This window comes from Bacillus sp. M6-12, from assembly GCF_002860285.1.
Taxonomy (GTDB): Bacteria; Bacillota; Bacilli; order Bacillales; family DSM-1321; genus Peribacillus.
This window is the reverse complement of record NZ_PGVF01000021.1, coordinates 18,658-31,572: the sequence shown is the minus strand read 5'-3', so window position 1 is coordinate 31,572 and position 12,915 is coordinate 18,658. Positions and strand designations below refer to the sequence as shown.

Genomic DNA, 12,915 nt, shown 5'->3' with positions numbered 1-12,915 from the left:
TTTCTATTGCTGGCGTTATACATATTAAAAAAGGGATATCCTGATAGGATAAAGCATCTGCCTGGCTCGCCAATTTTTCAGGACATTTTTTTAGAAATTTTGAAGGCCATGAGTATAATTAGGGTAGAGAACAAACAATAAGAAGTGCAATTATTCTAGAGAGAGAGGATTGAATAGGCTTGGGCTATTACGATCAGGATTATCCTACTAACAGGCATCAAAAAGGCAATAGAGGCGGGTACTTTCTTGCGGCTCTCACAGGGGTCATTATCGGAGCGTTGCTTGTCATGATTGCCTTCCCAAGGCTTGGTTTTGGGAATAATGGGCTTAAGGGCGGTATTACTGAGGAACAGCAAGATGGAAATTCAGAAAATGTGCAGCAGAATGTGGAGCTGAATGTTACGAGTGCTGTCACAGAGGCTGCAGAAAAAGCAGGTGATGCGGTTGTAGGCATTACCAATATCCAGCAGGGTAATTTCTGGCAGCAGGGCGCCGGAGAAGCCGGAACTGGATCAGGTGTGCTGTATAAAAAGGCTAATGGAAAGGCTTATATTGCCACCAATCATCACGTGGTCGAGGGAGCCAATGAGCTGGAGGTTACGCTCTCTAATGGAAAGAAGCTTCCTGCTACATTAAAAGGCAGTGATGTATGGACCGATCTGGCTGTAATTGAAGTGGATGCCAAAGAAGTCGGCACGATTGCTGAATTTGGCAAATCAGCGGCGTTAAAGCCAGGTGAACCTGTGATTGCTATCGGTAATCCACTGGGACTTCAATTTTCTGGATCTGTGACCCAGGGTATTATTTCAGGATTGGAGCGTACAATTGAAATTGATATTGATGAGGATGGCATGGTTGACTGGAATGCCGAGGTTATCCAAACGGATGCGGCGATAAATCCAGGAAACAGCGGCGGTGCCTTAGTAAACCTTAAAGGTCAGGTAATCGGAATTAATTCAATGAAGATTGCCCAGAATGCGGTAGAGGGAATCGGATTATCCATTCCAATTGATACCGCTATACCGATTATTGAGGATCTTGAGAAGTACGGAGAAGTAAAACGTCCATATATGGGTGTGGAACTCGCCTCTGTTGAAGAAATTTCGCAATACCATCAGCGGAATACTTTGAAGCTGCCATCTAAAGTGATTTCAGGAGTTGCCATTACTTCGGTAAGAAGAAATTCACCAGCTGATAAAGCCGGACTGAAGGAATTTGATGTTATCGTTGAAATGGATGGGGAAAAAATAAAAGATATCGTAGGGCTGCGCAGACATTTATATAACAGGAAAGACATCGGCGATAAGCTAAAGATTAAATATTACCGCGGCGGAAAAGTCAATGAGGTAACAATGACTTTGGCCGGTGAAACATTCTAATTCAATTCATAACAGCAGGAAAGGTGATAAGATGTCACTTTTTCTGCTGTTTTATTTTTGGAGAAAGGGTAAAATTAAGGAATGTTGACGGACTGCTTTTGATATGTGATTTAATGTGGATAAGAGTAAAATTACCGAAAAATACAGAAACTGTGGATAAATAAAATACCCGTAGAAAAATGTTGTATTTTGGCGAAAATAAGGAGGAATGATTAAATGATTTATTGCTGCAAAGAACACGTCGAATTAGCGTTGGATGTAGTGGTGGACGAGCATGAGGTTGCTCCGGTTTTAACTGAAATTACAGAGGAAAAGCAGTTATCAACAACCTGTGAATATTGTCGAAACACGGCGACATATATTGTAGGGAACTAATATTCCCATACTATATGTGGATAGAAAATGTGGATATGTGGATAAGTACTGTTGATAACTTGTTTGTAATCTGTTTGTAAAGTGAGGATAAGTTGTGAATATCACGATCGTTACGGTTGGCAAGCTAAAAGAAAAATACCTAAAACAGGGGATAGACGAATACCTAAAACGGCTCTCTGCTTACGCAAAAGTGGAGGTTATTGAAGTAGCAGATGAAAAAGCACCTGAAACCTTGAGCGAAGTGGAAATGGAGCAGATTAAAGATAAAGAAGGCGAGCGGATCCTGGGCAAAATTAGCCAGGATGCGCATGTCATCGCACTCGCGATCGAAGGCAAGCTAAAAACCTCCGAGGAGCTGGCAGAAGGAATGGACAAGCTTGCAACGTACGGAAAAAGCAAGGTGGCATTTGTCATTGGAGGATCACTCGGATTGAGCAAGGATGTTATGAAGCGGGCTGATGAAAAGCTGTCGTTTTCAAAAATGACCTTTCCTCACCAGTTGATGAGGCTCATATTGGTCGAGCAGGTTTACCGGGCGTATAGGATCAATCGGGGTGAACCGTATCACAAATAGTGGTAAAGCAGAAAGTTGAAGTTGTACTTGATAGAGGGTGGCTAGATCAATTCAAATACAATATATCTTTAAAATTGATTAGAGTAGGAAATATAAAATCCTGCTCTAATTGTTGTTGAAAAAGTGAGAACTTCCGGCTTTTCTATCGTAATCTTATTTTCATCAATGGCATTATATCCATAACCCTTTTTATATCAAAAGGGTTAGTTGGCTGTTCGAACATATGAAAATGTTGCGTAAGACAAAATCATATAATCGACTCTTGGATATCGTCCATTCTTAAGACCAGTATCGCCAGCCCTAACTACTAGTACTGGGGAGGAGCGATAATCCTAGCCCATGATTAATACTTTCCTATTTTCCTTAATTCCGGCTTATAGGTGGAACACTAATGACACTCATATAATCAATTTATACGAAACCTCTATTTATAACAAACGGGAAAAGGTCTCAATTATTCCCGTTTGTTTTTTTATTGGTCAAAAAACATGTGTGTAACATACATTAACAGTGATATAAGAGGTTTATAAGGAAGGAGAAGATTCCTTGAATAGATCCTTACTTGATTCCCTTAGAAGAGGGGGATATATATTCTATGTAAGGCATGGGCAAGCGACTGTAGGAAGAGATTTACCTAATTTGGATTTTCAAAACTGTTTAACCCAAAGAAATCTTTCTGAAAAGGGACGTAGGCAGGCTATTTTCTATGGAGATATTCTCCGATACTTAAGAATTCCGATTAGATACCCTATTGCTGCAAGTCCTTTTTGTAGGACAATTGAAACGGCACAGTTAGCATTCGGGAGTTGTAATGTTCAAGTTGAACCCTTCTGGGTTGAGGTATATAGTTTGAGTGGGAATTTACCTATTCGAGATAGAATAAGAATCTTGAATAATCTTCAGTCAGTGTTAGAAACTATACCTGAAAAGGGAAGAAATCAGATAATTGTTGCTCAGAGTTTCCCAGAAGGAATTGGATTAGGTCAAATACCTGATATGGGGACAGTTATTTTAAAACCTAGAGGGATAGGAAATGGTTATCGAGTTGTTAGTCAATTATCTCTATCAGATTTAGGTTCTTTAGGGAAATAAAAGATAGTTGCTTTAAAAGAAAAGGTGAACCTTATTATAAGTAACTGCGAAATTTTATTTTAGCTATAAGATGAGAAAAATCTATTATGTAAAACATCATAAGGACAGAAGAAGAGCTGAAAAAATTTCTTCTTCTGTTTTTTTATTTAATACACTTTTGAGACATAAATTTAGTATTGTTCACTAATTATGGTGGTGCCTGTCACTCTTCGATTAATCTTGTTACACTTATATTTTGCACCATTGTTGCATAGAAAAACTAAACGAAGTTGGAAATTACCTCAATAGTGGTTTTTCGCAAATGGCGTATTTCAGCCGATTTTTTCAAAAAACATGAGGAGATTCTCAAAAGGAATTTCGTAAAAAGTATGTAGGAAAATAGTATTTTTCCTTTATTTGAAAAGTCAGCTGATGAATATTTCACTAATTACTACCCTTAGGTTAAACTAAAAAAATAAATATTCTAAATATTCATTGACAGTGCATATAAATAATAATACAATTCAGTTAATCGATTAACAAGATGGTGAATAAATTGAAAAACCCAACATTGAAAGAAGTTGCACACTTAGCAAATGTATCAACTGCAACCGTATCAAATGTCATAAATAATACTAAATTTGTAAGTGAGAATGTAAAGAAACAAGTTTTCAATGCAATGGAAGCGCTTAACTATAGACCCAATGAAATTGCTAAAAGTCTCAGAGTGAAACAATCTAAATTAATAGGAATACTAATTTCAGATATTGCCAATAGCTTTATTTCTAATGTAGTAAAAGGAATTGAAAATACATTGTCAGAAAAAGGATATAATGTTCTCTTATGTAGCACCGATTCTGATATTACAAAAGAGAAAGAGTATCTTGATGTGTTAATGGGTAAAAGGATAGATGGTTTAATCATTTCATCATCTGCGGGAACAGGAGATCATTATAACGATTTACTAAAAGCAAAGGTTCCACTTGTTTTTTTAAATCGGTGTCCTGATCATTTTCCTTCAAACATGGTTATGACCAATAACATAAAAGGTGCATACCAGGCGACAGAGCATTTAATTAAACATGGTTATAGGAAAATTGCCATTATAACTGGTCCTTTGCAATTTAGTACTGGAAGGGACAGGTTTATTGGCTATCAAAGAGCGCTTGAAGATTACGGTATTGCATTCAAAAAAGAGATGGTATTCGAAGGTAAATTTGATATTGAAAGCGGTTACGAACGGACAAAAGAAATACTTGAGTCCGATCTAAGTACTGAAGCCATATTTATTTCTAATAATTCTATGTCTTTAGGAGCTTATAAATATATAAAAGAAAAGGGTTTAACAATCCCAGAGAATATTGCGATTTATGGATATGATGATCCTGAATGGGCTGATGTTGTTAATCCACCGTTATCGGGTATCAGGCAACCTGCTTATGAGTTAGGAATACATGCTGCTAATAATATAACAAATACGATTTCAGGTATTAGCACTGAGGCAAGAGAAATCATTTATTTAGATCCAGAAATGGTCATTAGAAATTCTTGTGGATGTTAATTAAGAGTTTTAAAACGTTTAACTAGCGTTTTTGATTAATCTAGTTAAACGATTAACTATATTTTAGTTCATAAAGGAGATGTATTAGTTAATGAAAATTGCGATTGGGGGAGACCACGCAGGGTTTCCATTGAAAGGTCATGTCATTGAAGTTTTAAAAGAATTAGGTCATGAAGTAACAGATTATGGGAGTTTTGACTCGAATCCGATAGACTTTCCTGACATTACAAAAGTAGTTTGCGAAAAAGTTCGTAATAACGAAGCTGACAAGGGTATTCTCGTATGCGGAACTGGAGTTGGAGCTTCTATTGCAGCGAATAAAATTCCGGGCATTCGGGCATCCGTTTGTCATGATATTTATTCTTCCCACCAATGTGTAGAGCATGATGATGTTAATGTTATGTGTATCGGTGCTCAAATTATTGGACCTGCTTTAGTAAAAGAGTTAGTGCAATCCTTTTTAACTGCAGAGTTTAGCACTGCAGTTGAATTTAGACGAAGAGTTGAAAAACTCCACTTAATGGAATTGGAATATGCAGAACAGCTATTAGAAGTAAATAAAAAATAGGGGGATTAAATAATGAGATTAAAGAAAGCGCTGACATTTATATCTATTATTCTATTAATGTTTAGTCTAGCGGCATGTAATGCATCTGAAAAAACATCGAAAGCTTCCAGCACTGATTCAGAAAAAGCAGAAACGATGAAAATTAAACTAGGTCACGTGACAAATGACCAATCTGCCATTCATAAGGGAGCTGTGAAGTTTGCAGAATTAGTAAAAGAAAAGTCAAATGGGGCTATGGAAGTAGAAGTAATTCCAGGAGGACAATTAGGAAATGAAAAAGATCTAGTTGAAAGTACACAAATTAATACGATTCAAATTACGATTCCATCTGCAGCGGTTCTTTCAAACTTTGTCCCTAAAGCAGCTGTACTAACTTTACCTTATGTTATTAAAGGAAATAATGAACGTGAAAAGTATCAATCGTTTGTTGAGCTTGCGCAAACTGATGTATATAAAGAAATTGGCACTGAAGCAGAAACGGTTAATTTGGTAGCATTCCCAGAATCAGTATGGTGGGTTGGAGATCGTCATGTAACAACTAAAGAAAAGCCAGTTAAAACTCCAGACGATGTTAAAGGATTAAAAATTAGAACACCTGATGCAGCTGCTCATACTATGCCATTTAAAATTATGGGTTCAAACGTTACACCAATGAATATTGCAGAAGTATATATGTCCTTAAAGACTGGAACAATTGAAGCTCAAGAAAATTCAATTAATCAAATTTATACAAACAAATTTTACGAGGTACAAAAATATGTGAACCTCACAGGACATATGACTCAAAATGAACTCCCAGTTGTAAGTTTACAATGGTGGAATACCTTAACTGACGAACAGAAAACGATTGTTAATGAAGCAATGTTTGAGTCAGGTGAATATATGTCTGAGCTTCAATTAACAGCTAACGAAGAGGAATTAGAAATATTAAAGAATGAAGGCATGGAAGTTGTAGAAGTTGATGTAGAAGCGTTTAAAAAGGCGACTGCTGATACTTATAAATCTTTTGAAGATAATGTAGGAAAAGGATATTACGAAAAAATCATCTCTGCTCAAGAGTAAAGGGACAGACGGTTTGGAGTGATTAATAAATGAAAAATCCCAAATTTATATTATTGAATTTAGAAGAATTTTTTAGTGGTGTCCTTTTTACCATTATGTGTATCTCTGTAGCTCTAGGAGTTATTGCTAGATTTTTTGACCTTGCATTAGTATGGACCGATGAATTGGCACGATACACTTTTATTTGGTCCGTACTTTTGGGTACTGTTGTCGTTTTTAAACAAAAAAAGCATATAGCTATTGATTTGATTGGAATCGTTTTTCCAGAAAAAATTAATCTAGTCATTCGTGTTCTCATCCATGTAATCATGTTAGTTATATTTTTCATCCTTTTTAGATATGGTTGGATTTTGACTCAACAAACTTGGAATGTAGCGACAACGAGTTTACAGATACCGACAGGACTTGTTTATTTATCGGTACCAGTATCTAGTTTTCTATTATTTATTTATACGCTCATAGAGATTTACCAAATTACTTTCAAGAAATTAAGCAATCCAGTATAGAAAGGAGAAACGAAAAAAATGCTTATAATTTTAATTATTTCTTTACTAGTTCTCCTTCTTATTGGTGTCCCTGTTGGATTTTCATTACTCGGAGCAACACTAATAGCGCTTCTTTCAGAAGGGACAATTCCTTTGCAGACCATGCCACAAAGGCTCGCTCTAGGATTAGATTCTTTCCCTATGTTAGCGATTCCGCTGTTTATTTTGGCGGGAACCATCATGGAAGCGGGGGGTATCACAAAACGTCTAATCCAATTATCGGAAGTTCTAGTTGGTCATATTAGAGGGAGTTTAGCACATGTTTCAGTAGTTTCAAATGTATTCATGTCTGGTGTTTCGGGATCTGGGGTAGCCGACGCAGCTGCTACCGGATCTGCCTTAATCCCAACGATGGTTAAAAGAGGATATGGTAAAGGGTTTGCAGCAGCCATTTTAGGGGCGAGTGCAACAGTAGGCCCGATCATACCCCCAAGTATTCCGATGATTGTTTATGGCAGTCTTGCAGGTGTATCCGTTGGGAAGCTATTTTTAGGTGGAGCTATTCCGGGTCTAATGATGAGTTGCTCATTGATGGTTGTTTCTTATTTTATTGCAAGAAAAAGAGGATTTGAGAAACGAGCAAGGGCTAGCTTTAAAGAGATTGTTAAAGCTTCTTTGGATGCCTCATGGGCACTTCTAATGCCAGTAATCATTGTCGGTGGTATCTTTTCGGGTATATTCACTGCCACAGAATCCGCGGTCATTGCAGTTTTTTATTCCTTAATTATCGGTCTATTTGTATATAAGGAAATAAAAATTAAAGAATTACCGAAAAAAATATTAGAATCTGTCTCCATGTCATCTTCAATTGGAATTATTATTGCTGCTTCCGTACCATTTGCTTGGGTAATGGCATTTTCACAAGGACCAGCAAAAGTACTGGCAATGTTTCAAAATATTTCAGATTCAACTATTGTCGCCATGCTGCTCTTAATGTTTATTTTACTAATATTAGGGTGCTTTCTAGATGGTATGGCGATTATTATTATTACTACACCAGTGATTATGCCGATATTAACACAATTCGGTATTGATCCTTTACACTTTGGAGTTATATTAGCCATTAATGTAATGGTTGGAACGATTACTCCACCTGTAGGTACGATCATGTATGTGGCATTAAACATAGCTAAATGCTCTGTAGTTGAATTTTCAAAAGAAATTATGCCATTCTTAATAGTGTTGATTGCCTTACTAGTGCTGTTTGCATTAGTACCGGGTATTGTTCTTTATTTACCAAATTTGTTGATGAAATAAGGAAAGGGTCCCGATTTGGGTCCCTTTTTCTACTAACAAAATGATATAGTAGGTGGTTTAATATATGAAAAAACCTGTCATTACTGTTTTAGGAAGTATAAATATGGACCTTGTAACGGTTACAAATCTTATACCAAATCAAGGTGAGACTCTTATAGGTCAATCTTTTTCTACATTCCCTGGAGGAAAAGGGGCAAATCAAGCAGTTGCAGCTGCTAGACTTGGTGCTGAAGTATGTATGTTAGGAAAAGTTGGAGCGGATTTATTTGGCTCTAAACTCAAAGATATACTTCGCCAGGAAGGTGTAAATGAAAAATACGTAGATATTGCGACCGAAAATGAAACTGGAACAGCTACTATTATTGTTTCAAATCATGATAATCGGATCATTGTTGTACCTGGAGCCAATAACGAAGTAACGCCAGAATGGGTAATAGCCCATGAAGAACAAATCCAAAATAGTGATCTATTGCTGCTACAATTAGAAATCCCTATAGAATCTGTCATAACAGCAACTGAAATTGCTAATAAGTATGGTATTCCTGTAATACTGAATCCAGCACCATTTCAAAATATACCCAAAAATCTATTAGAAGGACTAACTTATATAACGCCTAATGAGCATGAGTATAAACAACTCTTGGATCAGGCCACAAATGAAGAAATAGAACAAATCAAAGATAAAAGTATAGTGACTAAAGGTGAAAAGGGTGTTGAATTCCATCTTAACAACCAAAAAACAACAATAAATGCAATAACAGTTGAAGTCTTAGATACAACTGGTGCTGGGGATACTTTTAATGGTGCCCTTGCTGTTGCCCTTAGTAAAAAACATAATCTAAAAGATGCCGTATTATTTGCTACTGTAGCTGCATCTATCTCGACTACAAAAATGGGAGCACAAACTGGGATGCCTGCTTTAACTGAAATAGAAGATGTTTTAAATCAAAAAAAATTAAGTTTCGGTGTTAGATAATAATGTCAAGTTATAGTGTCTGGTACAGACAAAAGACAATAATAGTAGAAGGAAATATATATTAATATTTTAGCATAAAGGTTTGCTAAGAATTGTTATCTTTGAGACAAGAGAAATGGACGCACTAATTCCAGTTAGAGGCCCATTAATAATTTTGTAGTTAAAAAGTTGAGGTTAATTCCTTAACTTTTTTATTTTTCGTCGATATACGCGTTACGGTGAACCGTATGATAAGTAAATGGGCTCTTTAAATCTGAATGAAAGTAAAGAGGGAGAATGCTTGATATACAAAGCTTTCTCCCTTTTTCAATCATATAAAATAATGTTTATAAAAAACTAGTTGAGCTGTTGCAATCTTTCTTATAACTATTGAAAAAGCCGAATCTTTTTCAGTACAGCACAAACTGGAATGGCTATACAGATCCCTACAACATTTTGAACAATGTTTCCGGGAATAGAGGCCGCCGGTACTATCCAATTACTAAATAGAACCCCTTCACAAATGTAATAACCAATTAACATAAAAGGAGCCGAAATGATAGTAGCGAATAGATTGAAACCAATGCTGCTTCCGTTGCGGCCCTTCGACCAGGCAATTTTTCCAACTATATAACCCTGCAAGCCGCGAGTTAAAATGGTAAACGGTGCCCACAATGTCCAGCCAGAAATTAAGTCAAATAAACCCATCCCAACGGCCCCAGCAATGGCGCCTTTTTTAGGACCAAATAAGATTGATGCGATAAAGAGCATAGCTGTTCCAAGATGAACTAAACCGCCATTTGCCGTAATCGGCAGTTTGATATTTAAAAAGATCGTGGCAACGAATACGAGTGCAATTAACATTGATGTTAAGATTAAATCAAAAGTGCGTGCGCTTGAATAACTAGTTGTTTTTTGCATAATCATAAACCTTCCTTTTTTTCTTTGTCTTAAATCCGTTTTCGCATTTACTGATAACCTTAGCAAAGGATTGGTATATTTAAAAGTGTCAATTTAGCGTAAAACGTAGGGGTCAGTTTATAAAAGAATCATAAAATAACTTCTAATTTTAACTAATCGATATTTCAACAGCTTCTGTGAAGCTGTGTCAGCTTACAGACGTATCATATGGAATTAGACAAGCTTCCAGAAAATAAAAAAGCCGCTTTGCTATCAGTCAAATAGCGAAGCGGCTTTTAAAATTTCATTAATTGCGGATGAGGTAATCGAAAGCTCCTAACGCTGCAGTAGCACCAGATCCCATAGAAATGATGATCTGCTTGTAAGCACTATCTGTGCAGTCTCCAGCAGCAAACACGCCAGGAATGTCAGTAGCGCCATGCTTGTCTACAATAATCTCACCAAAGCGTGTACGTTCAAGCGTGTCACCTAACCAATCAGTATTTGGTACAAGACCGATCTGAACAAACACACCTTCTAAATCAATATGATGTACTTCTCCTGAATCACGGTCAATGTAGGAAATGCCGTTCACCTTATCAGTACCGGTAATTTCTTTTGTTTGTGCGTTCTTTATCACCGTTACGTTAGGCAGGCTGTATAGACGATCCTGAAGTACACTATCAGCCTTCAGCTCTGGCATAAACTCAATAACAGTTACATGCTTCACGATGCCAGCAAGATCAATTGCTGCTTCAATTCCAGAGTTTCCGCCGCCGATAACTGCTACGTGTTTTCCTTCAAATAATGGACCATCACAGTGCGGGCAGTATGCTACACCTTTGTTCTTGAACTCTGCTTCGCCAGGTACGCCAACATTGCGCCAGCGGGCTCCTGTTGATAGGATTACGGTTTTGCTCTTTAGAACAGCACCATTTTCAAGTTCAATTTCAACAAGGTCATTCTTTTCTAAACGCTTGGCACGCTGTAAATTCATTACATCAATGCCATACTCTTTCACATGTTCTTCAAGGCTTGCTGCGAGCTTAGGACCCTCAGTATATTTCATACTGATAAAGTTCTCAATGCCCATGGTGTCCATAACCTGGCCGCCAAAGCGTTCAGCAACAATGCCTGTACGAATGCCTTTGCGTGCAGCGTAGATTGCCGCACTTGCTCCGGCTGGTCCGCCGCCAATAACAAGTACATCGTATGGATCCTTATCAGCAAACTCTGATGTATCCGGACCATTCCCCATCTTGGCGAGAATTTCCTCAATCGTCATACGGCCGCTGCCAAATGATTCACCATTAAGGAAAACAGTTGGTACTGCCATGATATCCTTGCTTTCAACTTCTTCTTTGAAAGCTGCTCCATCAATCATGGTATGAGTAATGCCAGGGTTTAAAATGCACATTAAGTTCAGTGCCTGTACAACATCAGGACAGTTGTGGCAGCTCAGGCTGATATAAGATTCAAAGTGATATTCGCCTTTGATGCCTTTAACTTGATCAATTATCTTCTGATCAACCTTGGGGGCTCTTCCGCTAACCTGCAGCAGCGCCAATACTAGTGAAGTAAATTCGTGTCCGAGGGGAATACCGGCAAACGTTACCCCAGTGTCTTCGCCGACACGGTTTACACTAAAGCTTGGTGTTCTCTGCAATTCTGTTTTTTCTACCTGAATGCGGGACGACATGGTCGCTAATTCATCCACTAGAGCCAGCATGTCACGAGATACGTCATCGGATCCTGCGCTAACCTTAAGCAGCACATCGCCTTCCATCATTTGAAGATATTGGGCTAACTGTGCTTTAATATCTGCATCTAAAAACATTGATCGTACCCCTTAAATCTTTCCTACAAGGTCAAGGCTTGGCTTCAGTGTTGCAGAACCTTCTTGCCATTTAGCCGGGCAAACTTCACCTGGATTGTTGCGAACATACTGAGCTGCCTTAATCTTGTTAACTAGTGTGCTTGCATCACGGCCGATGCCGCCTGCATTAATTTCAACAGTCTGAATGATGCCGTCTGGATCGATGACGAAAGTACCGCGATCAGCAAGACCTTCTTCTTCATTTAGAACGTCGAAGTTGCGGCTGATTTTTTGTGAAGGGTCGCCGATCATAATATATTCAATTTTGCTGATAGCTTCTGAGTGGTCGTGCCATGCCTTATGTGTAAAGTGTGTATCTGTTGATACGGAATAAACTTCCACACCAAGATCTTTCAAAGTTGCATATTCGTTTTGCAGGTCTTCTAATTCAGTTGGGCATACGAATGTAAAATCTGCTGGGTAAAAGCAAACTACACTCCATTTACCTTTAAAGTTTTCTTCAGAAACAGTGATAAAATCCCCGTTGTGGAAAGCTTGTGCTGTGAATGGTTTTACTTCAGTTCCAATTAGAGACATAATTAATATTCCTCCTAAGTGTGGATTTAAATAAGCTTGTCCAGGACTAAGCTTTATTATAATAATTCTAATACGATAGCAATTATCATATAAAACTTCTTACTTTGTCAAGAATAATGCATAACTTTCACTTGGATTGATTTAAAACTTTCTGACCCATTGCTGGCAGCTTGCGGAGCTATGGAACGCTGTGATTTATTCCTGTGCAGGCCTCTGTAGCTATTAAAAACTTAAAATTACAAATGTCATTTACTT

13 protein-coding genes are annotated in these 12,915 nt (G+C 37.6%); 10 read left to right on the top strand and 3 right to left on the bottom strand.

All coding sequences use genetic code 11. The annotated features are described in order from the left end of the window. The first annotated feature begins 179 nt into the window (after nt 1–179). From CVD28_RS20870 to rbsK, 10 genes are all read left to right on the top strand, one after another. Entirely contained in the window at nt 180–1,379 is a 1,200-nt protein-coding gene (locus CVD28_RS20870; protein WP_101596144.1) for a S1C family serine protease, read from the top strand. Nucleotides 1,380–1,595: 216 nt separating this feature from the next. Next, nucleotides 1,596–1,754, top strand: a complete 159-nt coding sequence (locus CVD28_RS20865; protein WP_101596139.1) for a CxxH/CxxC protein — start codon at nt 1,596–1,598, stop codon at nt 1,752–1,754. Between the two features lie 94 nt (nt 1,755–1,848). After that, nucleotides 1,849–2,328, top strand: a complete 480-nt coding sequence (rlmH, locus tag CVD28_RS20860) for a 23S rRNA (pseudouridine(1915)-N(3))-methyltransferase RlmH (RefSeq protein ID WP_101596137.1) — start codon at nt 1,849–1,851, stop codon at nt 2,326–2,328. Nucleotides 2,329–2,874: 546 nt separating this feature from the next. Further along, complete coding sequence (locus CVD28_RS20855; protein WP_101596136.1) at nt 2,875–3,420, top strand: histidine phosphatase family protein; 546 nt, start codon at nt 2,875–2,877, stop codon at nt 3,418–3,420. A 535-nt stretch (nt 3,421–3,955) separates the two neighbouring features. Then, the gene (locus CVD28_RS20850) at nt 3,956–4,960 is read left to right on the top strand and encodes a LacI family DNA-binding transcriptional regulator (protein WP_180954258.1); all 1,005 of its coding nucleotides are present in this window, start codon (nt 3,956–3,958) and stop codon (nt 4,958–4,960) included. A gap of 91 nt (nt 4,961–5,051) precedes the next feature. Further along, nucleotides 5,052–5,528 carry a ribose 5-phosphate isomerase B gene (rpiB, locus tag CVD28_RS20845; RefSeq protein ID WP_101596131.1) on the top strand — a complete coding sequence of 159 codons (477 nt, stop codon included), beginning with the start codon at nt 5,052–5,054 and terminating at the stop codon, nt 5,526–5,528. Nucleotides 5,529–5,540: 12 nt separating this feature from the next. After that, entirely contained in the window at nt 5,541–6,590 is a 1,050-nt protein-coding gene (locus CVD28_RS20840) for a TRAP transporter substrate-binding protein (protein ID WP_101596128.1), read from the top strand. A gap of 29 nt (nt 6,591–6,619) precedes the next feature. Next, nucleotides 6,620–7,096 (top strand): TRAP transporter small permease, encoded by a 477-nt coding sequence (locus tag CVD28_RS20835; protein WP_101596125.1) that lies wholly within the window; start codon nt 6,620–6,622, stop codon nt 7,094–7,096. 18 nt (nt 7,097–7,114) lie between these two features. After that, on the top strand, nt 7,115–8,392 hold the full coding sequence (locus CVD28_RS20830) for a TRAP transporter large permease (protein WP_101596122.1): 1,278 nt from the start codon (nt 7,115–7,117) through the stop codon (nt 8,390–8,392). Between the two features lie 64 nt (nt 8,393–8,456). After that, complete coding sequence (gene rbsK / locus CVD28_RS20825; RefSeq protein ID WP_101596120.1) at nt 8,457–9,368, top strand: ribokinase; 912 nt, start codon at nt 8,457–8,459, stop codon at nt 9,366–9,368. Between the two features lie 366 nt (nt 9,369–9,734). On the opposite strand, the gene CVD28_RS20820 is transcribed toward rbsK, so the two are convergent. From CVD28_RS20820 to ahpC, 3 genes are all read right to left on the bottom strand, one after another. Then, complete coding sequence (locus CVD28_RS20820; RefSeq protein ID WP_180954257.1) at nt 9,735–10,268, bottom strand: ECF transporter S component; 534 nt, start codon at nt 10,266–10,268, stop codon at nt 9,735–9,737. Nucleotides 10,269–10,554: 286 nt separating this feature from the next. Beyond that, the gene (gene ahpF, locus CVD28_RS20815; protein ID WP_101596116.1) at nt 10,555–12,084 is read right to left on the bottom strand and encodes an alkyl hydroperoxide reductase subunit F; all 1,530 of its coding nucleotides are present in this window, start codon (nt 12,082–12,084) and stop codon (nt 10,555–10,557) included. A gap of 12 nt (nt 12,085–12,096) precedes the next feature. Then, nucleotides 12,097–12,660, bottom strand: a complete 564-nt coding sequence (gene ahpC, locus CVD28_RS20810; RefSeq protein WP_101596113.1) for an alkyl hydroperoxide reductase subunit C — start codon at nt 12,658–12,660, stop codon at nt 12,097–12,099. Between the last annotated feature and the right edge of the window lie 255 nt (nt 12,661–12,915).

Bases quoted from the DNA above. Each gene is read 5' to 3' on its own strand.
- CVD28_RS20835 (WP_101596125.1), top strand. From the start codon at position 6,620: ATGAAAAATCCCAAATTTATATTATTGAATTTAGAAGAATTTTTTAGT.
- ahpC (WP_101596113.1), bottom strand. From the start codon at position 12,660: ATGTCTCTAATTGGAACTGAAGTAAAACCATTCACAGCACAAGCTTTC.
- CVD28_RS20865 (WP_101596139.1), top strand. From the start codon at position 1,596: ATGATTTATTGCTGCAAAGAACACGTCGAATTAGCGTTGGATGTAGTG.
- CVD28_RS20840 (WP_101596128.1), top strand. From the start codon at position 5,541: ATGAGATTAAAGAAAGCGCTGACATTTATATCTATTATTCTATTAATG.
- rbsK (WP_101596120.1), top strand. From the start codon at position 8,457: ATGAAAAAACCTGTCATTACTGTTTTAGGAAGTATAAATATGGACCTT.
- CVD28_RS20830 (WP_101596122.1), top strand. From the start codon at position 7,115: ATGCTTATAATTTTAATTATTTCTTTACTAGTTCTCCTTCTTATTGGT.
- CVD28_RS20820 (WP_180954257.1), bottom strand. From the start codon at position 10,268: ATGCAAAAAACAACTAGTTATTCAAGCGCACGCACTTTTGATTTAATC.
- ahpF (WP_101596116.1), bottom strand. From the start codon at position 12,084: ATGTTTTTAGATGCAGATATTAAAGCACAGTTAGCCCAATATCTTCAA.
- rpiB (WP_101596131.1), top strand. From the start codon at position 5,052: ATGAAAATTGCGATTGGGGGAGACCACGCAGGGTTTCCATTGAAAGGT.